19 protein-coding genes are annotated in these 24,218 nt (G+C 55.4%); 1 reads left to right on the top strand and 18 read right to left on the bottom strand.

Annotation, left to right across the window (positions count from 1 at the left end):
* Nucleotides 1-103: 103 nt before the first annotated feature.
* The 18 genes from ACTQ1N_RS02715 to ACTQ1N_RS02630 form a co-directional block, all read right to left on the bottom strand.
* A complete protein-coding gene (locus ACTQ1N_RS02715) occupies nt 104-1,036 on the bottom strand; it encodes an ROK family glucokinase (RefSeq protein WP_441954373.1) in 933 nt (310 codons plus the stop codon).
* 19 nt (nt 1,037-1,055) lie between these two features.
* Complete coding sequence (gene hprK / locus ACTQ1N_RS02710; RefSeq protein ID WP_441954371.1) at nt 1,056-2,000, bottom strand: HPr(Ser) kinase/phosphatase; 945 nt, start codon at nt 1,998-2,000, stop codon at nt 1,056-1,058.
* Nucleotides 2,001-2,149: 149 nt separating this feature from the next.
* Entirely contained in the window at nt 2,150-4,111 is a 1,962-nt protein-coding gene (gene uvrC / locus ACTQ1N_RS02705; RefSeq protein ID WP_441954369.1) for an excinuclease ABC subunit UvrC, read from the bottom strand.
* Between the two features lie 126 nt (nt 4,112-4,237).
* Nucleotides 4,238-4,942 carry a phosphatase PAP2 family protein gene (locus ACTQ1N_RS02700; protein WP_441954367.1) on the bottom strand — a complete coding sequence of 235 codons (705 nt, stop codon included), beginning with the start codon at nt 4,940-4,942 and terminating at the stop codon, nt 4,238-4,240.
* A 186-nt stretch (nt 4,943-5,128) separates the two neighbouring features.
* Nucleotides 5,129-7,036, bottom strand: coding sequence for an ATP-dependent zinc metalloprotease FtsH (gene ftsH, locus ACTQ1N_RS02695; RefSeq protein WP_441954365.1), 1,908 nt, complete (start codon nt 7,034-7,036; stop codon nt 5,129-5,131).
* Between the two features lie 74 nt (nt 7,037-7,110).
* Nucleotides 7,111-7,743, bottom strand: coding sequence for an AAA family ATPase (locus ACTQ1N_RS02690; RefSeq protein WP_441954363.1), 633 nt, complete (start codon nt 7,741-7,743; stop codon nt 7,111-7,113).
* A 60-nt stretch (nt 7,744-7,803) separates the two neighbouring features.
* Nucleotides 7,804-8,874: a nicotinate-nucleotide--dimethylbenzimidazole phosphoribosyltransferase gene (cobT, locus tag ACTQ1N_RS02685; RefSeq protein ID WP_441954361.1), complete on the bottom strand. Its 1,071-nt coding sequence runs from the start codon at nt 8,872-8,874 to the stop codon at nt 7,804-7,806.
* A gap of 37 nt (nt 8,875-8,911) precedes the next feature.
* On the bottom strand, nt 8,912-9,610 hold the full coding sequence (locus tag ACTQ1N_RS02680; protein ID WP_441954359.1) for a DnaJ domain-containing protein: 699 nt from the start codon (nt 9,608-9,610) through the stop codon (nt 8,912-8,914).
* Nucleotides 9,594-10,436 (bottom strand): DUF5685 family protein, encoded by an 843-nt coding sequence (locus ACTQ1N_RS02675; protein WP_441954357.1) that lies wholly within the window; start codon nt 10,434-10,436, stop codon nt 9,594-9,596. Before ACTQ1N_RS02675 ends, ACTQ1N_RS02680 begins: the two co-directional genes overlap by 17 nt.
* Nucleotides 10,437-10,516: 80 nt before the next feature.
* Complete coding sequence (locus ACTQ1N_RS02670; protein ID WP_441954355.1) at nt 10,517-10,939, bottom strand: hypothetical protein; 423 nt, start codon at nt 10,937-10,939, stop codon at nt 10,517-10,519.
* 202 nt (nt 10,940-11,141) lie between these two features.
* A complete protein-coding gene (locus ACTQ1N_RS02665) occupies nt 11,142-13,529 on the bottom strand; it encodes a sensor histidine kinase (RefSeq protein WP_441954353.1) in 2,388 nt (795 codons plus the stop codon).
* Nucleotides 13,530-13,629: 100 nt separating this feature from the next.
* A complete protein-coding gene (locus tag ACTQ1N_RS02660) occupies nt 13,630-14,337 on the bottom strand; it encodes a response regulator transcription factor (RefSeq protein ID WP_441954351.1) in 708 nt (235 codons plus the stop codon).
* 160 nt (nt 14,338-14,497) lie between these two features.
* Nucleotides 14,498-15,238 (bottom strand): lysophospholipid acyltransferase family protein, encoded by a 741-nt coding sequence (locus ACTQ1N_RS02655; protein WP_441954349.1) that lies wholly within the window; start codon nt 15,236-15,238, stop codon nt 14,498-14,500.
* A 117-nt stretch (nt 15,239-15,355) separates the two neighbouring features.
* Nucleotides 15,356-16,987 (bottom strand): 4-alpha-glucanotransferase, encoded by a 1,632-nt coding sequence (gene malQ / locus ACTQ1N_RS02650; RefSeq protein ID WP_441954347.1) that lies wholly within the window; start codon nt 16,985-16,987, stop codon nt 15,356-15,358.
* Nucleotides 16,988-17,259: 272 nt separating this feature from the next.
* The gene (gene spoVG / locus ACTQ1N_RS02645) at nt 17,260-17,529 is read right to left on the bottom strand and encodes a septation regulator SpoVG (RefSeq protein ID WP_441954345.1); all 270 of its coding nucleotides are present in this window, start codon (nt 17,527-17,529) and stop codon (nt 17,260-17,262) included.
* Nucleotides 17,530-17,570: 41 nt separating this feature from the next.
* Complete coding sequence (glgD, locus tag ACTQ1N_RS02640) at nt 17,571-18,689, bottom strand: glucose-1-phosphate adenylyltransferase subunit GlgD (protein ID WP_441954343.1); 1,119 nt, start codon at nt 18,687-18,689, stop codon at nt 17,571-17,573.
* A complete protein-coding gene (locus ACTQ1N_RS02635; protein ID WP_277067914.1) occupies nt 18,686-19,960 on the bottom strand; it encodes a glucose-1-phosphate adenylyltransferase in 1,275 nt (424 codons plus the stop codon). The genes glgD and ACTQ1N_RS02635 overlap by 4 nt, the downstream gene beginning before the upstream one ends.
* Before the next feature lie 220 nt (nt 19,961-20,180).
* On the bottom strand, nt 20,181-22,523 hold the full coding sequence (locus ACTQ1N_RS02630) for a GGDEF domain-containing protein (protein ID WP_441954341.1): 2,343 nt from the start codon (nt 22,521-22,523) through the stop codon (nt 20,181-20,183).
* Nucleotides 22,524-22,753: 230 nt separating this feature from the next.
* Here ACTQ1N_RS02630 and murC point away from each other — a divergent pair, with 230 nt between their 5' ends.
* Nucleotides 22,754-24,136 carry a UDP-N-acetylmuramate--L-alanine ligase gene (murC, locus tag ACTQ1N_RS02625; RefSeq protein WP_441954339.1) on the top strand — a complete coding sequence of 461 codons (1,383 nt, stop codon included), beginning with the start codon at nt 22,754-22,756 and terminating at the stop codon, nt 24,134-24,136.
* Nucleotides 24,137-24,218: the final 82 nt, after the last annotated feature.

The following is a 24,218-nucleotide window of genomic DNA, read 5'->3' as shown; positions in this document are numbered from 1 at the left end:
TGAACACAAAACCGCCGGGCTTTCTTCTGAAAGCGCCGGCGGCTGAATGCTCCTGTCTTCCCCTGGCTGGCCAGGCACACATCACAGTCTGCAGCCGTTCCCTTTACAAAACCACTTTGGCTGCGCCGTAGATTCCTGCATCGTTGCCAAGCGTGGCAAGCGCAAACTCCACTTCCTTGCAGGCCGCAAATGCATACTGGCGGTAATACTTCTGGATATAGTCCAGGACAACCGTCCCGGCCTTCGACATGCCGCCGCCGATAACAATCAGCTGCGGATCAGAGACAACCGTATAGATCGAAAGCTCTCTCCCGAGATAGAAGCCGAACTTCTCGGCGATCTCATCCGCAACCTCGTCACCCGCCTTGACTGCATCCCAGATGTCCTTTGCACTGAAATTTTTACCGCGCAGGACAGACGGCTTGTCATCCTTCCCGAGGCGCATCTTCGCCAGCCGGACAATCCCGGTCGCGGAGGCGACCTGCTCCAGGCAGCCGACATTGCCGCAGTTGCACGGTTCCGTCAGCTCCTCCGTTGCATGCCCATGTCCGATCTCTCCGCCGGCTCCATGCGCGCCTGCAATCACCTTGTCGTTGATGACGATTCCGCCGCCGATGCCCGTTCCGAGCGTTACCATAATCAGGTTGTGATAGCCGGCGCCGCCGCCCTTCCAGCACTCGCCGAGTGCTGCCGCATTGGCATCATTGAGTGCCTTTGTGCGAATCCCGGTCAGCTTCTCCATCTCTCCGACAATGTCCACGACCCCCCAGTGAAGGTTCACCGCGAAATCCACATGCCCGTCCTCATGAACTGGTCCCGGCACATCGATGCCGATTCCCTCGATTTCGGCCTTGTCAAGCCCTCTCTCCGCGATCTTGTCATTAATCGTCTGCGCGATATCCGGCAGGATCCTGCTGCCGTTCTCCTCTGTCCGCGTCGGAATCTCCCACTTTTCCAGAAGGTCGCCTTCTGTGTTGAAAAAACCGCACTTGACCGTGGTTCCTCCGATGTCAATCCCAAAACAATATTTCTTCATAATGCCCTCCACTCCTTCTTCAGTCACCGTTCATATTTTTCTTCAGGCCGGCCTGGACTCTGTCATAGAGCTCCTGAGCAGCATTATACCCCATTTTCTTCTGTCTGTGGTTGACAGCTGCCGTCTCGACAATCACGGCAAGGTTCCTTCCAGGCCTGATCGGAAGGGAATGGCAGGTCACCCGGTTCCCGAGGAATTCCGTGTACTCCTCCTCCAGACCGAGCCGGTCGTACTCCTTGTCCTTGTCCCATTCCTCCAGCTTGATGACCAGGTCGATATTCGACGTATCCTTGACGGACTCGACACCGAACAATGTCTTGACATTGATGATGCCGATTCCCCGGAGCTCTATGAAATGTCTGGTGATGTCGGGCGCCGTTCCGACAAGGGTGGTGTCCGACACCCGGCGGATCTCGACGACATCGTCGGATATGAGTCTGTGTCCTCTCTTGATCAGCTCCAGCGCAGCCTCCGACTTGCCGATCCCGCTCTCGCCCATGATGAGTACACCCTCACCAAATACATCCACAAGCACGCCGTGAATCGTGATGCTCGGCGCCATCTCGACATTCAGCCAGCGGATCACCTCGGCCATGAAGGCACTGGTACTCCGCTGCGTCACGAAGATCGGAATATTGTACTCCCCTGCCAGATTGATCATATCCTGGTCCGGCACCGTCCGAGTCGTATAGACCAGGCACGGAATCTTGTAGGAAAGCAGTTTTTCATAAATCGGAAGCTTCTGCTCTCTCGTCAGATGCTCCAGATACGTATACTCGACATATCCGATGATCTGGATACGTTCCGCGTCAAAATGATCGAAATACCCGGTGAGCTGAAGCGCCGGCCGGTTGATCTGCGGCGTCACAAGCTGTTTGTTTGTGATGTCAATCTCCGGCGTCAGGCACTTGAGCTTCATCTGTTCGACCATCTTTGTCAGCGGTACGGTAGACTGCGTGTTCATCCGGCACACCCCTTTTCAGCATTTCCGTCTCCTGCCGGAGCCCGTTTCGGATTGTTCCTGTCTGTGCCAGACACAGCAGCCGCTCCGTCTGCACTCGCCACTCCACCCCGCAGATTCCGCGGAAATGCACTGAAGTTTAAACATGTAAATCAATTTATCTTATCACGTCCGCTCTGTCCGGGCAACTGCCCGGATAGAAAAAGACTGCCATCTTCATCTGCTTTTTCTGCAGATTCTGCCGGATGAAAGAAATTCCAGACACTCCTTGCGCTTCTGGCATCCATCGAAGGCGCATGGGCAAGCTGATCGAGCCCGGCATCCCGCACAGCCTCCGCGGACCCGAACGCGCGGAGCAACGCCTTGCGCCTCGCCGGCCCGATGCCCTTGATCTCATCCAGCACAGAATGGGTCTGTGCCTTTGAGCGGAGGGAGCGATGATACTCGATTGCAAAGCGGTGCGCCTCATCCTGGATCCGTGTGATCAGCTTGAACCCCTCTGAGTGGGTGTCAATCGGCAGCTCGACATTCTGAAAGTAAAGTCCTCTGGTCCTGTGATAGTCATCCTTGACCATTCCGCAGACAGGGATCGACAGCCCCAGCTCCCGCAGGACGTCCTGAGCGATGTTCACCTGGCCGCGTCCGCCATCCATCATGACCAGATCCGGGAATACCGAGAAGCTTCCGAGGCTCGGATCCATTCCCTTTTCCCTCAGCTGCGCCGTCTCCTCAAGCCCGTGCGTAAACCGCCTTGTCAGAACCTCCTTCAGGGAGGCATAGTCATTGGGCCCCTGTACCGTCCTGATCCGGAACTTCCGGTAGTCGCCCGGCTTCGGCATCCCCTTCTCAAAGACGATCATCGAGCCGACCGACTCCACCCCGCTTGTGTTAGAGATATCGTACGCCTCAACCCGGCTGATATGGCTGATTCCAAGCAGGGCGGCAATCTCCTGCATGGCGCCGATCGTGCGGCCCTCCTGCTGTCTGATCCGCTCGCGGTCCTGCCGGAGTACGATCTCCGAATTCTCCCTGGCCATCGCGACCAGCTTTTCCTTCGCGCCTCTTTGTGGAACCCTGATGTGGACTGCCCTGCCTTTCCGCTGACTCATCCACTTTTCAAGGAGCGCCTGGTCGCTGATCTCCGTCTCCAGCATCACCTCGGACGGAAGCATCATGTTCCCGGCATAGAACTGACGGACAAAATCCGAAAGAATTTCCTTTCTGTCCTCGTCCAGCCCGATATGGAGAAACTGATGGTCCCGCCCGATGACCCGTCCGCCGCGGACATAGAACACGGAGACCACCGCCTCCGTCCCATCGACAGCCATCGCAATCACGTCCCGGTCATTTCCATCCTCCGACTCCATCTTCTGCTTCTCGGACACCTGGAGGACGCTGGCGCGGAGATCCCGCCACTGTGCCGCCTGCTCAAAATCAAGCTCCGACGATGCCTTCTCCATCCGCTCGGTCAGAAGCCGGACAACCGGTTTGTAGCTCCCGCCCAGAAAGCTGACGGCCTCATCCACGTTTCTGCGGTATTCCTCCTCGGAGACATACCCCTGGCAGGGCGCCTTGCACTGGCCGATCTGATAGTTCAGACAAGGCCGTTCCTTCCCCTGATCCCTCGGCAGATTCCGTGTACAGTCACGAATCTGAAACAGCTTCCGCATCAGCTCGATCGTATCCCGGACCGCGCCGGCACTCTTGAAGGGACCGAAATACCGGGATCCATCCTTTTTCAGCTTCCTCGTAAACAGCACCCGGGGGTAAGCTTCCCCGACCGTCACCTTGATGTACGGGTATGTCTTGTCATCCTTCAGGAGCGTATTGTACTTTGGACGATGCTCCTTGATCAGATTATTCTCGAGAATCAGCGCCTCCAGCTCGGAGTCGGTCACGATGTACTCAAAATACGCGATCTTTGTGACCATATACTCAATCTTCGGTCCGCGGTTGAGCTTTTTTACAAAATACTGATGCACCCGCCGCCTGAGATTGACCGCTTTCCCGACATACAGAATCGCATCGGTCCGGTCGTGCATGATGTAGACGCCCGGTTTTTCGGGAAGCTTCCTCAGCTCCTCCTTCAGATCAAAATGAAATTCATTCTCCATAGCCCATCCTGTCATTCATACGCAGCCGCCTGCCGGCCGTGGCACGGCGGCTGAAATAAAAAAGGCCCTTCCACCTCTCCGGCGTATGCGGAGTCTGGTGGAAAGGCCCTTCGGCATTGTCATGGTTCAGGCCCGCAAGCCTGACTCTCTCTGTTTCGATGAATAGATCCGGGCATCTGCATCCGCACGCTCTGGTTCTGTCTCGAAAATATGGTCGCAGATCACCTGAAGCACAACGCTCATGACAATTCCCGTTGTGACATCGATTATGGAATGCTGCTTGAGGAACATGGTAGACAGTACAATCAGAAGGGTCAGGACATCTGTCCCCGCAATCACCCACTTCTTTTTTCTCAGCGTCTCATTCGCGTTCACCGCATAGCAGACTGCCATGGAGTTGTACACATGGATACTCGGCAGCACGTTCGTCGGTGTATCGGTCCTGTAAAGATACCTGCAGAGGATGGCAAAGAGATCGTTCCCCTCTACCCGGGCAGGTCTCAGATCCAGCCGGTTCGGATAGACAACAGAGACAACGATAAAGATGGTCATCCCCATCATCAGCATTGTGATCAGCTTATAGTACTCATCCCTGTTTTTACAGCACATGACAAACCATGTGACAGCCGCGCCGATGAAGCCGAACCACAGAAAGTAAGGTACGACAAAGAATCTGCAGAATGGGATCTGTTCATCCAGCCAGGTGTGAATCACATGATAATGAACATGCCCCGCCTTCTCCACGGCATTGAACGCTGTCATATAAAAGGCACTGTACAAAAGAAACCACAGCGCATGCCTGTATGTTTTCAGTTTCTTTATTATCTTCATCTGTCCCACCGTAAGCCCTGCGAACACCTGCGCCGCACGGGCATATCATTCTTCGGTCAGCATGATCATATACACATGCCCCGGGACTGCATCTTACAGCCCCGGGGCTATTCTTGTCAAGCTTCCCTGTTCGTCTGCTCAGGACGTCTGCACAGGACACCGGCTCCGGCTCCCGTTCCTCATCTGTCAGGCCTGCGGTGTTTCTGTACTTTCTGTCCCCTCTGTGTGATCCGGCTGATCGACCTTCTCCAGGATATCCATGAATTCCTTCCCGGTGATGGTCTCCTTCTCAATCAGGAAGGCCGCGATCTGGTCAAGCGCCTTTCTGTGTTCTGTCAGGATCTTTCTCGCCTGTTCATAAGACTGCTTCATGATGGCCATGACTTCCTCGTCCACCTCTGCAGCGGTCTGCTCAGAGCAATTCATCACACGCCGGCCGTCATCCAGATACTGGGATGTCTGGCTCTCCAGCTGTACGAAGCCGAACCGTTTGCTCATGCCATACTGAGTCACCATCGCCCGCGCGATCCGGGTCGCCTTCTCGATATCGTTGGAGGCGCCTGTTGTGATAGAGCCGAACACGAGCTCCTCCGCCACACGGCCTGCCGTGAACTCCACAAGCATAGCCCGGATCTCCTCCTCGGAGTTGAGGTACTTCTCCTCCTCCGGGACATTCATGACATAGCCGAGGGCTCCCATGGTTCTCGGAACAATCGTAATCTTCTGCACCGGCTCAGAATGCTTCTGAATTGCAGACACCAGCGCATGTCCGACCTCGTGGTAGGATACGATCTTCCGCTCCTCCTTGCTGAGGACGCGGCTCTTCTTCTCCTTGCCGACAAGGACGACCTCGACGGAATCCAGCAGGTCCTTCTGGCTGACCGCCTTCCTGTGGTTCCGGACTGCCAGGATTGCTGCCTCATTGATCATATTTGCCAGATCCGCGCCGACCGCACCGGAGGTAGCAAGCGCCACCTCGCGGAAATCGACCGTCTCGTCCATCTTCACATTCTTTGCGTGGACCTTCAGAATCTGAATCCGTCCTTCAAGATCCGGCTTGTCAACAATGACGCGGCGGTCAAATCTGCCCGGACGGAGCAGCGCCTGATCCAGCACCTCCGGACGGTTGGTCGCGGCCAGAATCAGAATTCCCTTGGAGGAATCAAAACCGTCCATCTCGGACAGCAGCTGATTCAGCGTCTGCTCCCGCTCGTCATTGCCGCCATAGCCGCCGGCGTTTCTGCTCTTTCCGATGGCATCGATCTCATCAATGAATATGATGCACGGCGCGTTCTTCTTGGCCTCGTCGAACAGATCGCGGACACGGGATGCGCCGACACCGACGAACATCTCCACAAAATCCGATCCAGTCAGAGAGAAGAACGGCACCTTCGCCTCCCCGGCGACCGCCTTTGCCAGCAGCGTCTTGCCGGTTCCTGGAGGGCCGACCAGAAGAGCGCCCTTCGGAAGCTTCGCGCCGATCTCCGCATACCGTTCCGGATGCTCCAGGAAGTCGACCGCCTCCTGCAGGGATTCCTTGGCTTCATCCTCACCGGCGACATCCTTGAAGGTCACGCCGGTCTCATTCTGCATGTACATCTTGGCGCGGCTCTTGCCGACACCCATCATGCCGGTGCTGCTGTTCATCCTGCGGAGCAGCACGCCCATCAGAACCCAGATCAGAACCAGCGGCGCAAATGAAAGAAGCACATTCAGAATCAGGCTGGTGGTATTGTCCGGAATCTCCTCCTTGAACTCCACACCTGCCTTCTGCAGCCGGTCGACCAGCTTGTCGTCATCCATACGGCCTGTATAGTAGGTCACCTCGATGCCCTGGCTGGCAAGCGGCTGGTCCTTCTTCGTGACGATCTCCAGCTTGTTCGTATCGACCGTCACCGATTCAACCAGGTTGTTGTCCAGAAGGTCGAGGAACTGGTCGTAGGTGATTTCCTTGGTCGTTGTGCTCGTCATCGCCCGGTTGACCAGACTCATGATCCCGAGCGTGATGAAAGTTACAATGAGAAATGCAAGGATCGAACCGTGGTTGTTCCCCTGCCCGTTCGCCGGTCCCTGCTTTCTGTGGTCATCGTTCATATATTACCTCCGGCTGAGCGCCCTGATGCTGATGCGGCTGTGCGGATACCGGCTGCTGCAGCCCTCCCGGGTTCTCAGTTCTGTGATTTGTGCTGGCCTTTTTTCTTCTGCTCAAGATACAGCTCAATCATCCTGACGCAGCCGTCAATGCCGATGTCGCTTGTGTCGAGCGACAGATTGTAGCTTGATGCCGCTCCCCACTTCTTTTCCGTCTGAAAGTTATAGAAGGATGCCCTCTTCTTATCCGCCTTGAGGATCATGTCCTTCGCCTTGTTCTCATCAATATGCTCGAACTCCATCACTCTGTCAAGCCTGAACCGCATGCTGGAGTGAATGAAGACAGAGGTCAGCCGCGGGTTATCCCGAAGGATATAGTCAGCCGCGCGGCCGACAATCACGCAGCCCCCTTTTTCTCCCAACCGGCGGATCGTTTCGTACTGCGCCTGATAAACCTGCTGGCTGAGGGTGTTCCCCACATAGTTCATGGACGGATAGACATCCATCACGATGGAGTAAAGCAGACTGTTCGTCGGCTTTTCATCATAGTCCTGCAAAACCTGCTCGCAGATATTGCTCTGCTCCGCGACCGTCTTCAGCAGTTCCTTGTCGTAAAGCTTCAGCCCGAGCTCCGCCGCGATGCGCCTTCCGACCTCGTGTCCGCCTGAACCAAACTGTCTTCCGATGGTGATAATACTGTTTTCTGCCATAACTGCTCACACCTTTCTGTAGAGGGATGCGTTGTGACTGGTCTGTATACAGTATAGCACTCAGGAAAGCGGTTTATAAGCATCAATCCCACATTTCCCGAAATGCGGCAGGTTCCGGTATACATAAAGGGCCTCATCCAGAAGCGGGAGCAGGAGCGCTGCCCCGCTGCCTTCTCCGAGGTGCATCCCGAGGCGGAGGGGCGGGGAGAGCCGCAGTGCCTCCATCAGGATCCGGTCTCCCGGCTCCGTGCCCAGATGCCCCGGGATCAGATAATCTCTCACAGGGTCTGCCAGCCTTACGGCGATATAGGCCGACAGCGCGGCGATGAGTCCGTCGATAACCGCCGGAATCCCTTCTGCCGCGCTGCCGAGAAACAGCCCGGCCATTCCGGCGATGTCCAGACCGCCTACCTTCGAAAGAACGTCGAGAACGTCCCCCCGGTCCGGGCGGTTGACGCGCAGCGCGTCCCGGATCACCTCTGCCTTGTGCCGGACGCCTTCCTTCGTCAGGCCTGCCCCCGGTCCTGCGATCTCCTCCGGTTCCCTGCCAAAGAAAGCGCAGACACAGGCCGCGCTCGTTGTCGTGTTGCCGATTCCCATTTCCCCGGGAATCAGGATCTCACATCCCTGCGTCTTCAGCTCGTGCGCAATCTGGATCCCTTCCCCGATTGCCTGCAGGGCTTCCTGCCTGCTCATGGCCGGCCCTGTCCGGATGTCGCCGCTCCCTCTCCGGACAGCCCGGTTCAGGACACCGGGGCTGTTGACCGGCTCATTCAGCCCGATATCGACTGCAGCCACTTCCGCCCGCCGGAACCGCGCCATCTGGCAGACGGTACTGTCCCCCTTTGCCATGTTTCGCAGGACCTGCGCCGTCACCTCACTGCCGCACTGGCTGACGCCCTCCGCGACAACACCATTGTCAGCGCCCATGATCACGACCGCCGCTCTGCTGATGTCCGGCTGCTCCGTCTGCTGAATCGCGCCGATCTGCGATACCAGGTCCTCCAGCATTCCAAGTCCGTGAATCGGCTTGCAGAGGCTGTCCCAGCGCGCCTGACAGCGTCTGCGGAACACATCCTGCGGAGGACGAATCTGTCTGATTGTCTCTTCCATCAGCGTAAGGCTGTCCATACACCGCTCTCCCTGTCCGCCTGAAACTGTTCTGTCCTCAGATGCAGCAGAAGACACCCGGCCCGCAGACGCTGCACAATGCGCTTGTCAGGCAGGCATTGGAACATACGTCTCCTGCCGAATCCATCGGCGTCCCGTAGAAATCTCCCATGCCTCTGTACCAGGCTGAGCCGCTGTCAAGCTGCTGCTTCAGCTGCTGATACTGTACATTGGACGGCTCCATCGAGACCGCCCGGTCCGCCATCTGTCTGGCCGTCACATTGTTTCCGGCCCCTGAATTCGCCAGCGCGCTCAGGAAATACCACTGTGCAGTGCGGGAAGTCTCCGGGATCGAATCCAGCGTATTGAGCGCTTCCCGGAAATGGCGGCTCCCGATGTAATTGGAGGCCGCCCGCAGCCGGATGTCTCCCTCATCCTCCTGCCCTGCGGCACTCTGACCGCCAAAGCCGCCGAAGCCGCCAAACGGGCCGTAGCTGCCTGCTGCGCCGCCGAAAGGTCCGCCGCCATAGCCGCCGGAGGAACCTGTCCCGCCATACCCGAAGCGCCCGCTCTTCTCATCCTGGATCTGCTTGTAGGCCTGCTGAACCTCCTTGAACCGTTCCTCGGCAGATGCCTTATCCGGATTGTTGATGTTGGCATCCGGGTGATACTTCCGGCTCAGCTTCCGGTATGCTTTCTTGATCTCATCATCGGAGGCTCCCCTCGGAACCCCCAGTACTTCATACGGATCTCTCATTAAACTTCACCCAGATTCCGGAATACAGGATATTTCGGAGAATCTCCACATTCGTCACGATCGGAAGCCGCTCAAAGCTTCTGCAGCACCTGGCTGCCATGTCACACAGGACTTCCTTTACAATCTCCCCGGCGTGCTCCGGATCTGCCGCCTCCAGAGCCGCCAGCAGGTTATAGTTCCCGCTCTTCTGATCCTTCTCCCTGTCATCCCAGGCATCCAGGATGTATATGAACTTGCCGAGGTAAAACCCCACCCCGCGCAGATCCTCCGCCCACAGATCATTCCGAGGGGCGCAGACCTCTGCGAGGAAGCGGCCTGTACAGGCGGCTGCCTGGTCCAGCCGCTGCAGGATCCCGTCCTTCTCCTCCGGAACCGGCTCAGTCTCCAGACTGCTGAGATCAGCCACCGCCTTTCGGATTGCCTTCTCCTGCCTTGGCCAGAGGCTTTTCAGCTTCCGGTAATCCTTCGCATACGCCCGGAGCATCAGCCGCGCTGCCGGTTTTCTTTCGTCCTTCCAGTCATCTTCCGCCTTCAGATATCCCAGCAGGACATTCATGTCCGCTGCGTACGGCGTAAACCGGCTGACCGTCTCCCGGTGACGGACAATCGGATGGCGAAGACACCGGACAGACCGCTCCCCCTCTTCCGGCTCATAGACTCCATCCAGAAGCAGAATCAGAAACGTACAGTCGTAGCTCAGCAGCATCTGCGCCTTCACGCCGAAGCGGTGCTGGAGCTCATGACACAGGCCGCAGTAACAGGCCTGGTACGCTTCCAGGTTCTTCACCTTCATCTCCGGCTTGTTCAATGTGATATAACCAAACATCCAGCCCGCCGCCCTTCCGCCTTCCGGTGTTGTGTCTTTCCTTCGTCCGCCTATATAAAAGCGGTTCCGCAGCGCCCCTCTCAGGTACGCTTGCGGAACCTTGTTCTGCACTTCGGACAGGTAATCTCCACCATGCCGTGCCCTTTCGGGATGCGGATCTTCTGTCCGCACTTGGGGCAGCGGTAAATGCGGAAATCCGCCTGGGCCGGGGAACCATGCCCGCCCCGGCTTCCAAGTCCCCTGAAAAATGAAACAACCCTGTCCTTCACATCCAGATAGCGTCTGTTTTCCTCTGCTCTCCGCGCGGTATCCTTTGAAAGCATCCGGACGTACACCCACACCAGAAGAAGCCCGGCAATGATACCGAGAAAGGCTGAGTGCGTGAAGAAATTGACGATGATCACAATCAGGGTCACCACAAGCAGAAAATGCGACAGCTCGTCCTGCCCGTACCGTCCCTCCATAAAGTTCTGAAAGCGCTCCCGCCAGTTTGAGTTTCTCAAAATCTCCCACTCCTTGCAGATCGTATTGCCCCTTCCGGAAGAATCCTGCGTCCAGGGTACATCCGGACCGAAGCGGCTGTAATCACGATAGCACAATTTAATTTATCTGCAAGACAGATGCGGCAGAATTCACCAAACTTTCACGAAAACTCCGACGCGGATACCGGTGCGGCGAATCAGATCTCCGACGCGCATGCCGGCGTTACGAACGGGGTCCGGGGAGCACCGGAAACCTGAGTGAGGTTTCAAACGTATAGCCGCAGGCTTTCACACTGAACTGTCCGCCCATGAGCTCCGTCAGATTCTTCGCGATGGAAAGCCCGAGACCTGAGCCCTCCGAGCTGCTCCTTGCCTGGTCGCCCCGCACAAACCGTTCGAGGAGCTCGTCTCCGCTCTTCTCCAGATAGTCGCGGGAGGTATTGGAAAGCAGCACCTGCACATACCCGTCCTCCTGCGTCATGGTGAGGCGGACCTCCGTCCCCTCCTTTGCGTACTTCGCTGCGTTGGAAAAGAGGTTGTCCAGCACCCGGTACAGCTGAGAACCGTCAGCTGAAATCATCTCGGCACTCTCCGGAAGCGACATCCGGACCGTCAGCTTCGCATCCTCAAACCGCTCCTCAAACTCGCCCTCCGCCATCATCAGCATCGACCTCAGATCAAGCGGCTGCATATCCAGCTCAATATTCCCAGAGCTGATCTTGCTGGCATCGATCAGGTCCGAGATCAGCGACTTGAGACGCTGGGACTTATGGTCCAGGACATCGATGTACTCCTTCGCCCGCTCGTCCTTCAGGTCCAGCCGTTTCAGCAGATCCACATAGTTGATCACGGAGGTCAGCGGAGTCTTCAGGTCATGGGACACATTCGTGATCAGCTCAGCCTTCAGACGCTCATTTTTCACAATGGAGTTGACGGCCTCCTGCAGGCCGTCCCCCATCTCGTTGACGGCTCTTGCCATCTCAAGACTGTCCCCGGTCAGTCCGTGCGTGTCAATCTTGTAGTCCAGCCTGCCCTTCGAGATCTCCCTGAGTCCCTGCCGGACACTGAGCTTTCCGACCTGATCCCGCATCAGGTAGAGAATCAGCCCCATGTCCAGCACCAGCACCATGATGATGCCGATGGTGCCGAAGACGCGCAGGAACAGGAAGTTCGCGGCAATAAAGAGGGAATAGACCATCAGAAGCTTTCCGGATGTCACGCGGGCATTGATCACCTGCTGACTGACGCGAACGACCGTGTAGATGACCGAGTTGGTCGCAAATGTCTGATGCCTGCGTCTCCTGATGAAGCTGTAGAGTCCGCTCACACCGAGCAGGTACTCCGTCACTGCCAGCACCACATACCAGCTCTTCAGATGATCAGCAGGAAAGAACACACTTCCTCTCAGGCGCTGCATTACCCAGTACCAGACCATGACGGTTCCGATCAGCATCCCGGCCGCAATCTCCGTCGGAATCCGGTCAAACCAGCCCTCCTCTGCCAGCGTCTCCGAATTCTTTCTGCCGGTCACCATTCCTCCGAGCACAAGCAGCACAAGCAGACACAGAACAGACAAAACGCTCAGAACAACTGCGCCGATGGCAACCGGTCTGCGGCTCTGATAGGCCAGATAATCCTGATGCAGGGTGTCCCCGACCGGATATCCCGGCTCATAGGCAATGACAATCCGTTCATTTGAGCCCAGAAACACCGTGTCGATAAACTTCGATGTAACCGTCTTGTTCAGGGAGTGCTCCGTGTCGGCGACCATGATGTTCATCGTCCGGACGCCCTCGAACAGGAACCTTAAATCCTTTGACTTCTCAATCAGGCTCTTCGCCTCCGAGCAGCTTCTCGCATCCAGATTCGTATAGCACGCCTTGGTGGTCGTGTTCTCCGCAAAATAACGAATGTTCCCTGGCGCCTTCTGATGCGCCTCTCCCTTCGGATCACTGTGCTCGGCCGTATAGCTCTGGTACCTTCTGTACAGATCCGCGCTTGTCTGGCACAGATCACTGTAATACTCAGACAGCTTCGTGTACGGGCTCCCGGACAGCTTCGCCGTGTCCGCGAGTGTGCTGCCTGACACAGGAAGAATCTTCTCCATACCGGATGCAAGGGATGCCAGATTGTCAAATGAAGCATCCGACGGATTTTCCGAGTTGTCCAGCTTCTCGACGATCTCCTCAAGTTCCCCGGTATTCGGATAAAAATTGATCAGGTCCGAGAGCAGGTAGGTCGTATTCTCATTCTGATTGGCCGTATCGCTGACGCCCGCCACATACTGGCGGATATCGATCTTTTTGCTGAGATCCTCCTCGCCGCCGGTCTCGAACAGGGCTTCATTCCTCGTACAGTTGATCTTAGAGCGGACAATCCGCTCCACGTTATTCAGAAAGATGGACGTCTCCTCGAACGGTCTCCCCAGCTCTGCCAGGTTGTACGTATTGTCTGTCCAGTAGCCCACCGTCAGCGTGCAGACCGTGATGATCGCAACGCACAGGGCCTGAAGGCAGACAATTCCCGCCTTCAGGCCCAGGCTGTACTGTCTGTTGTTCTGTTTTCTGTCCGCCGCTCCGGTCCTACCGCTCTCGCTCGCTTTTCTCTTCATGTATCGCATCTTTCCGTTTGTCCGCCCTGCGCGTACAGCTGTCAGGCTTCAGCACGTATTACAGGGCCGTCTCTGCCGCCATCCGGTGCGCCGCCGGTCTTCAGGAATCCAGGTCCTCCACCTTGTAGCCGATTCCCCACATCACCTTCAGATACTTCGGGTTCTTCGGGTCAATCTCAATCTTCTCCCGGATATGGCGGATATGCACGGTCACGGTATTGTCCGCGCAGAACGCCTCCTCCTTCCAGATCTTCTCGTAGATCTGCTCGATCGAGAACACCTTTCCCTTGTTCTGCAGAAGAAACAGCAGAATGTTGTACTCAATCCGGGTCAGGCGGATCGGCTCACCGTCCACCGTCACTTCCTTCTTGTTGTCGTCAATCACCAGGCCGCCGGAATGGAAGACGTTCTCCTCCTCCGAGGCATTCTCGGCGATGTTGCCAAGCGCCGTATACCGCCGCATCTGACTCTTGACGCGCGCGACAAGCTCCAGCGGATTGAACGGCTTTGTGACATAATCGTCCGCCCCGACATTCAACCCGAGAATCTTGTCTGCATCCTGGGACTTCGCCGACAGCACGATAATCGGAATGCTGGATGTCTTCCGGATCTCCAGGATCGCATGGATTCCATCCATCTCCGGCATCATCAGGTCGATGATCAGAAGATGGATCTCTTCCTTCTTCATGATCTCCAGCGCCTGCTTCCCGTTGTAAGCCTTCAGCACCCTGTAGCCTTCCTGACTGAGGTAGATCTCGATCGCATCCGTGATCTCTTTCTCATCGTCACAGACAAGAATGTTGTACATCCCGCACTCCTTTCCATCAGACTGTCCTTTGATGACCGTGTCAGAAGTCCGACACCATGCGACATCATAGACACATAATAACAGATATCCCCGGCGCCATCCCTGAAGAAAGGCTTAAGACTTTCTGAAAAGTGCCTTCCCCTGCCGGGCCTTCCAGGGCTCAGAGCCTGTCATGGTTCTTCGCGACCATCTCCTGAACGACCTGACGGGTCTTTGCGCCGATCCCCTTCAGCTCTTCCCGGGTCATCTGAGCTGTCTCAATCGGTTTTCCGTATTCGATGATGACATGCCCGCCTTTCACCTTCGGGAAATGGTTCTCGAAGAGATCTCTCGTCCCGCAGATAGCCACCGGCACAATCGCGCACTTCGTCTTGGTCGCAACCTTGAACGAGCCCTCATGAAATGGCAGAAGCGCCCGCTCATCATCGCCCGTGTTCCGCTTCCCTTCCGGGAAGATGAACATCGAGACACCCTTCTTCACGGTTCCGATCGCCCGCACGATGCTCTCAAGATTCTGTCTGATGTCATCCTTCACGAGGAACTCGCAGTACAGCCGCTTCATCCAGATCGGCAGGATCGGCACCTTCTCAAAATCGCTCTTTGCCACGAACGCCGTGATCGGCGGCAGCTGCGGATAGGTCAGAATCACATCAAAATAGCTTCTGTGGTTCCCGACAAACAGCACCGGTCTGTCCTTGGGGATATTTTCAAGTCCGTAGGTATCCAGCCTGATCCCGCAGGGCAGTTTCACCATCCTGAAGCCGAACTGCACCATCCGGAAGCTTGTCCGATCACCGAGCGTCGGCCATCTTTTCCTGAGAAGTCCCAGAATTCCCAGATACGGCAGTGTCACAATCAGATAAAGAGCCGCCATGATCAGCGCGCCGATTGCTCTCAGCATCTCATTTCCTCCTGGTGCATCTCCTGCACCCCTTCATCCCGGTCTCTCCCGCGCCCAGTCAGCCGACTGCGCATGGTATGCTCCTTCTGCATCTATTTCACCGGATGTCCTCCTTGATTATTCCCGCGCGAACACTCTTGTATACCGCGCCAGCCAGTCACGTCTCCAGCCCTCCAGCTGCCCCTGCTCATAACGGAATGTCCAGTTGCCGGACGGTGCGCCCGGTGTGTTCATGCGGGCCTCGTTTCCAAGCTGAAGGACATCCTGCATCGGAAACAGAGCAAACCGAGCCACCGATGCCATCGCAAAACGGATGAAATCGAGGGAGACCCCGCCGCCGTCGCAGTTTCCGTAGAGCCGGATCCGGTCCTTGACTTCCTCCGGCTGATGCGTATACCAGCCCGTCGTCGTCTCGTTGTCGTGGGTACCCGTGTAGCAGACACAGTTTGTTGTCGTATACATATGCGGAATGTGAGCCCGGTCATTCATGTCCCCGAAGCCAAACTGAAGCACCTTCATCCCCGGAAAACCAAATCTGTCTCTCAGTGCCTCGACCCTGGGCGTGATGATTCCGAGGTCCTCCGCAATAATCGGAAGGCCCCTGCCCAGTTTTTTCTGGAGGGCTGTAAAAAGCGCGGCTCCCGGGCCTTTCACCCACTTTCCGCCCTCCGCCGTCTCATCCCCATACGGGACTGCCCAGCCGGACTCGAATGCCCGGAAATGGTCAATCCGGACATAATCCGACAACTCCATCTGCCTTCTGATCCGCGCGATCCACCAGGCAAATCCGGTCTCTTTATGCACAGCCCAGTCATAGAGCGGATTGCCCCAGAGCTGGCCGGTCGCGCTGAAATAATCCGGCGGAACACCCGCTACTTCGAGCGGATACCCCCTGGAATCCAGCCGGAACAGATTGCGCTGCGCCCAGAGATCCGCACAGTCAAGCGACATAAAGATCGGGATGTCCCCGATGATCCAGATGTCTTTCTGAGCTGCCAGCAGTCTGATCCGGTTCCACTGACGGTCAAACAGAAACTGGACAAACTCAAAGAACCGGATCTCATCCTTCTCCTTCCCCGCATAGGCAGCCATCGCCTCCGGCTTCCTGTCCCGGATGTCTGCATCCCAGTCCAGCCAGCAGCGTCCGCCGAATGCCTCCTTGACGGCCATGAACAGCGCATAATCCGGGAGCCAGTACCGTTCACGTTCCACGAATGCCTCAAACGCCGGAAGAAACCGTTCTTCCATCTCCGGGCGGCAGAAATGCTCATACGCCTTTCTCAAAAGGTCCATCTTGAAGGCAATCGCTTTCCCATAGTCCACCCTGCGCGGGTCAGACTGCGGAACCTCCCACAAATCTGATTCATCCAGAAGACCATCCTCTTTGAGCAGGTCCGGACTGATGATATAAGGCTGCCCTGCAAACGCGGACATAGCCTGGTATGGAGAGTCCCCGAAACCAGTCGGTCCGAGCGGCAGCGTCTGCCACAGATGCTGATGTGAAGCTGCCAGGAAATCAATAAAATCCTCCGCTCCCTTTCCGAGATCTCCGATCCCGTACCGGGACGGCAGCGATGTCGGATGAAGCAGAATGCCGCTCATCCGGGTATATTCCTTCCTTTCCTTCAGCGCCTTCTCAAGCGGTGTCAGCTCCTTCTCCGGACACTTGCTCCTGTGTGCTTCCTCTTTCGTCCTCCCGGTCACATGTTCTCCGGTCTCAATCTCCCCGGCCTCAATCTCTCTTTCCATACGCATTCCCTTCCCGTTTCTGTTCCGCAGCATCCTCATACGGCACTGCGCCTGAAGCTCTCTGTCCGCTTTTGCCCTGTCGGCTGCCTTTCTGCCCCCCCCCGCAGCAAAACTCCCTGTCCGCCTTTGCCCCGGCGGCAATCGTTTTCCAGTATACTAGCTCGCCTGGGCGTTCGCAAGAAAAGCCGCAGGACTCCCGTCCCGCGGCTCATATCACAGATCCATTACTGTTTGTGTTTGTGATGGATTCGTCATCAGAATTACATTCTAGTCTACTCTTCGGTCGTCTGAATGGCTTTCTCGTACTCGGTCAGGATGATATCCTGCATCTGCTGGCGGGTCTCGGAATTGATCGGATGCGCAATATCCCGGTACTCCCCCTCCGCAGTCTTGCGGGAAGGCATCGCAATAAACAACCCCTTCTCGCCCTCGATCACCTTGATGTCATGGACAACGAACTCGCCGTCAAGTGTGATCGAAACCACAGCTTTCATCTTGCCTTCTTTGGAGAACTTCCTTACTCTTACATCAGTAATCGTCATACAAATCACCTATCAGACATGCCTTTCTATCCCTACTTTTATTATAGGACGTAACGTTCATCTGACTCGATGACGATCTTGATACCATCATCTCCGTTATAATAAGTATTGGCGCGAATGGTGTCGCGACTTTCCACGATGCAGTTTTCCAAATGAACATTGTCACCAAGATACACATCGCTCAGCACGATGGAGTTCTTGATTACACAGTTTTCTCCTACAAATACATTGCTGAATAAAATCGAATTTTCAACAGCGCCATTGATGATCGATCCTGCGGAAACGAGACTGTTTTTTACCTCGCTCCCCGGATTGTACTTCGCCGGCGGAAGATCATCGACTTTCGAATGGACTTCCGGGTATTCCCGGAAGAAATAATCCCGGACCTCCCTCTTCAGGAAATCCATATTCGTCCGGAAATAAGATTCCACTGATGCGATGTTGCTCCAGTAGCTGTCAATCTTATACCCGAAGATCTTCCTGACTCCCTTATAACGAATCAGGATGTCACGGACGAAATCAAACCTCCCTTCCTCTGCACTCTTCTCAATCAGCTCGATCAGCTGCCGTCTCCGCACCACATAGATTCCGCACGATATTGTATTCGCATCGGAAGCCATCGGCTTTTCCTCAAACTGTTCAATCCTGCAGTTTTCATTCATCCTCAGGACACCGAACCTGGAAACGTCTTCTCCCGGCGGGAGCTGCTTGCACACGACCGTGATATCCGCCTTCTTGGCGATATGATACTCGAGCACCTTGTTAAAATCAAGCTTATAAACCCCATCCCCTGAGGCAATCACCACATACGGCTCATGGCAGTTCTTCAGAAAATCCAGATTCTGGTAAAGCGCATCCGCCGTCCCTCTGTACCAGAAGCTGTTGTCCGCCGTCACCGTCGGCGGAAAGACAAACAGTCCGCCCTGCTTCCTTCCGAAGTCCCACCACTTGGAGGAGCTCAGATGCTCGTTCAGGGAACGCGAATTGTACTGCGTCAGGACCGCAACCTTCTGGATCCTCGAATTGGACATTGAACTGAGTGCAAAGTCGATGCTTCTGAAGCTGCCTGCAATCGGCATCGCCGCGATCGCTCTTTTGTTGGATAACTCCCTCATGCGGTAGCTGTTGCCGCCTGCAAGGATCATACCTACCGCTCTCATGACACAACACCTGCCTTATCCAGAATCCCGCCGCTGGCGAGCTGTCCGTCCGGGTAGTCCTCCGGAACGGTCCTGCCGGTCACAGCGGTATTGCGCCCGATGCGCACATTCGGGGGCACCTCCGTGTCCTCCCCGACAACTGCAAGGCCGTAGCCGTAGATCTTCGGCTTCACCCGGTTCGGTACCGCGTCTCCGCAGCCTATGACCGCCCCCTGCCCGATATGGGCATTCTCCGCAACGATCGCCTTGTCCAGAACCGCTCCGTCTTCAATCACTGCACCATGCATCACAATGGAGTCGCGGATCTTTGCCCCGCGTCCGATCATGACACCATTGCCGATGACGGAATTGGTCACCTCTCCGCTGACCTCTGTCCCGTTCCCGATCAGGCACCGGTACAGCCGCGCATCCGGAGAAATGTACTGCGGCGGAATGATATCATTCTTCGTATAGATCTTCCAGAACTCCTCATACAGATTGAATTCCGGCACGATATCGATCAGCTCCATGTTGGCTTCCCAGTACGAGCCGAGTGTCCCGACATCCTTCCAGTAACCATTGAATTCATATGCGCACAGATTCCGGCCGCTGTTGAAGCAGTACGGAATGACATGCTTGCCAAAATCACAGTTCTCCTGCTCTGACAGCGCCACCAGCGCATCCCTCAGGACCGGCCAGCTGAAGATATAGATGCCCATCGATGCCAGATTGCTCTTCGGATGTTCAGGCTTCTCCTGAAATTCCTGGATTTTACCCTTCCCGTCCGTGATTACGATTCCAAACCGGGAGGCATCCTCCTGCGGAACCGGCATGACGGCAACCGTCACATCCGCGTTGTGCGATTTATGGTAGTCGAGCATCACCTCGTAGTCCATCTTATAGATATGGTCACCGGACAAGATCAGCACATAGTCCGGATGGTACTGCTCCATGTAAGCCAGATTCTGGTAAATCGCATTCGCAGTCCCTGTATACCACTCCGTCTTCCCCGCCTTCTCATACGGCGGGAGGATTGTGACGCCGCCCTCATTGCGGTCCAGATCCCACGGAATGCCGATGCCGATATGAGTATTGAGTCTCAGAGGCTGATACTGGGTCAGGACACCGACTGTGTCGATTCCCGAATTGATGCAGTTGCTGAGCGGAAAATCAATGATCCGGTACTTTCCCCCGAACGTAACGGCCGGCTTTGCAACCTTCGCCGTCAGTACGCCGAGGCGTGACCCCTGACCGCCCGCAAGAAGCATTGCGATCATCTCTTTTTTCATCACGCTATCACCCCTACCCCCTGTCATTTATTTGTGAGATGACAATATTATACCACAACCGGCTTAACCATGTGAACATTTTTCACAAATTCAGAAATTATATCGCATTTTTTTTGTTCTTATTGTTCAGTTATTTCATGATAAACACACGCTTGCACACAATTGCATTGTAAATGCATATAAAATCAGTGTTCCCTCTCTTCATTTCCTCGGTCAGATGTCTTCAAACGTCTGCATACGGCTCCTTCGCAACATCTGTTCTCTTATACTGCTTGTCCAGATACAAAAGTCTGTCCGCCATGCTGAACAAATGATCAAAATCAACCTGTTCCGTAATGCTGAAGAAATAGGTACCGATCGACGCCTCCACATAGAATGGTTTCCCGCTTACATCATTGAACGCGTCAAACGCTTTCCGGATTCTGTGCCGTATGGACTGCTCCGCCCCCCTTTCACTGCTCTCCGAGATTGTCCTGTCATTGATGAGAAGCGCCATGAACTCATCTCCGCCGTAGCGGCCGATGATATCCTCTCCACGCAGAACAGACCTCAGAATCCTGGCAAAGCTGCTGATGGCATAATCCCCGGCATTATGCCCGTAGCGGTCATTGATCTGCTTCAGGTTGTTGATATCCATGAAAAGCAGGATCCCCTCACACCCCTGATTCCGAGACATCGCCTTCTTCATGCTCTCGAGCAGGCCGCGGCGGTTATAGACCATTGTCAGAGAATCGTAGTTCGTGATCCGCTCCAGAATTCGATTCTTCTCTGATATGGTATTGATGGCACTTTGCAGCTGTTTCTCCAGCTCATAGTGCTGTCTCTGCAGCTGCACCACCTTTAAAGCACTTCCAATCTGGTGACTCGCCAGATATGCCTCGACATAATTGTTGCCGCCGACATCACAGAGCAGGAGGCCGAACTGCTCTCCCTCACTCTGAAGCACAAACACCATCCGTGCTGCCGCAGGAGCCTCCTCAGGGTATAGCTCTTCGAGCAAACCGTCCAGCTGCCTGTACTGAAGATGCTGCGGATCAGCCGGAAACTCGTGTTTCCCATCCACAAGCTTCAGGACAATCGCCGCCTTCTCCCCCGTCTGGAATGCTCCGTTCTTTCGATAAACCGGAAGGGGATCCGGAAACAGAAGAATGCAGGCATTCGATAGGTTCATTCTGACAAGTATCTCTGCAATCTGCCCCAGCATGGCCTTGTCAACATCGATATTGTGCGCGATTGCGTCGGCAAGCGACGGTGCCTCCAACGCGCTTTTCCCGACATCAACAACCTCCTCTCTGCTGTTCCGCTCATTAAACCGCATGAAATAAGTGACAGCGCGATAACGTCCCTGCTGGTATGCCAGTTTCCGCTCCACATCTCCTATACCCTCGCCAAGGATCTCCGCAGCACACCCATACACGGAAAGAAACAAGTTGGCAGACATGTGGAGCCGGTTCAGCTTTCTGGAAATGCTCTCAATATGCCTGAAAACCTCTTCATCCAGGTTTTCTCCCTCCGCCAGCTTCCATTCTGCAAAAAGGACGGCCTCCACATCTTCAAAAATCGCTGTTTCTTTCTTTTCAGAAGGTGCCCGCTTGTGCGAAAAGTCACAGATGGCTCTCGCAATCTTCGGAAGGCTTTCCTCTGTCATCGGGAACAATCGACGGATGGCTTCATCAAAATCAGACATTCCGGCCCTGCAGCCGCAGGACTGGCGGACCACAAGCCTGCTCGGGACATAGAATGTCTGCTGCGGCAGGCCCTCGAGCAGCCGGATCGCCTCATGCACACCCTCATAGCCGAGGGAATAGATTCCCGTCTCCACTGTCGTAATCGGACGGCTGACCCGCATGCTCTTCTCGATATTGTCGACACCAGTCACGGCGATGTCCACTCCCGGCTTATATCCCATCCTGCGCAGAACATCACAGGCACTGATCGCAACAAAATCATTGCTACAAACAACCGCCTGCAGATCCGGATGCCGTCGCACCAGATTCCGGACCAGCTCGCCCGAATCCGGCATAAAGGTTCCCGTCTCTACATAGTCATTCCCGCTGGGCAGGCCATACTTCTCCATCATCCCTTTGTAAATCTGGAAACGCAGATCCGCATCCGGAGATCCGACCGGTCCACGGATACACCCGATCCGCTTGTACCCATGATGCAGAATCAAATGCTCCATCATGCTGCGAATCGTCCCGGCCTGGTCCGTCCTCAGACAGCGGAATCCCGGCAGTTTGGTCTCCAGAATAATGCACGGTTTTTGCTCGATTTCACCCAGCAGGCGTTCGAAATTCTCTGGCTTATTACACTGCTTGATTCCATCATAAGCGACGACAACCGCATCCAGCCCCATCCGCGTACTATAGGAATACAAGACATTGCGGTTGTACCGGATGGCATTGGCTTCAGACTCATCTTCCGGGTCATTCACCATGAGCGCACTTGAAAATATATAAATGTCAGACCGGCTGTCTTCCGCTGCTCTCAGCGCTCCGTGCAGAAGCTCTGCGATATAGTCAGAAACAACCTGGTTGATCAGAAGGCCAACCCTCTTTCGCTGCATGCTGATCTTCCTCCCTGCTCCGGCTTTGTTCTCCGCCGCCATGTTCCGCTGCAATTGTGGTAATAAATTATATCACTTTGTTATCCTTTGTGGCGAAAATTACTATTTCTTTTACTCTGATTCATATATTTTGTCTCTTTTCAACAATGATGTTCTCCTATTTTCAAACCCCGGACAATAGCGTATACTGTGGATGCATCACTCAAACGCAAGGAAGGAGTTTCACAATCGTGTATCAGATAGATTTCATTCATCCCTGCCATGTCCATTTTATCGGAATCGGCGGGATTTCCATGAGCGGACTGGCGTCCGTCCTTGTCAAGGAAGGGTTCACAGTCACCGGTTCGGATGCGAAGAAGTCCAGGATGACGGAGGCACTTGAGGCCAGGGGAATCCGGATTGACTATCCCCAGAAGGCAGAGAATATCCGCCCGGAGGCCGACGTCATCGTCTACACGGCTGCCATCCATCCGGACAATCCCGAATTCTCAGAGGCTGTACGCCTCCGCAAGCCGATGCTCACCCGGGCGCAGCTGCTCGGTCAGATTATGGCGAACTACGACAATTCCATCGCCATATCCGGAACACACGGCAAGACAACCACGACCTCCATGCTTTCCTGCATTCAGCTGCAGGCTGCCATGGACCCGACCATTTCCGTGGGAGGAATTCTGAAGGAGATTGGCGGGAATATCCGGGTCGGGGATTCCGAGAACTTCATCACGGAAGCCTGTGAGTACACGAACAGTTTCCTGAGCCTCTACCCGAGAATCGGACTGATTCTGAACATCGACGCGGACCACCTGGACTTTTTCAAGGATCTGGATGACATCCGCCATTCTTTCCACCGTTTCGCCTGCAATATCAAGAAGGGCGGAACGCTTGTCATCAGCGGCGCAATCCCGAATCTTGCGGAGATCACAGCGGGCATCAGCGCCGACGTGGTGACCTACGGTACGGAAGGTTCCGACTACTATCCGGTGAACATTACCTACGATGAGCGGGGAATCGGTTCCTTCGACGTAAACCATCACGGAAAAATGCTCGGCCATTTCTGTCTCGAAATCCCGGGGGAACACAATATCCAGAACGCCACGGCCGCCATCGCCGTCTCTGATCTGCTCGGCATCTCCATGGAGGATGTCCGGGCGGGCCTTCTTTCCTTCGGCGGAGCAGACCGCCGCTTCCAGATCAAGGGCGAGTGGAAGGGTGCGACCATCATTGATGACTACGCGCATCATCCGACAGAAATCCGGGCAACTCTGAAGGCAGCGGAAAACTATCCGCACCGGAAGATCTGGTGCGTCTTCCAGCCTCATACCTATACCCGGACAAAAGCGCTTATGAACGACTTTGCCGACGCGCTGTCGATGGCAGATACGGTTGTGCTGGCAGATATCTTTGCCGCCCGTGAGAAAGACAATCTGGGCATCAGCTCCGACACGCTCCGGCAGAACATCGCAAACCTCGGAACGGACGCCTACTATTTCCCGTCCTTCCACCAGATTGAAGACTTTCTTGCTGAAAGCGTTCAGCCTGGAGATCTGGTCATCACGATGGGCGCCGGTGACATCGTGAAGGTTGGAGAAGAACTGCTGACCGGCGGACAGTAAGGATACCGCCCCACACTGTATGATCCATGCTCACCCCTGCGTCTCCGCAGGGGTGTTCTTTTCTCCGCTGCCGTCACAGGTG

This window comes from Porcincola sp. LCP21S3_C12 (genome assembly GCF_052118625.1).
Classification (GTDB): domain Bacteria; phylum Bacillota; class Clostridia; order Lachnospirales; family Lachnospiraceae; genus Porcincola.
Note: the sequence above shows the minus strand (reverse complement) of the source record. Positions and strands in the feature narration are given on the sequence as shown.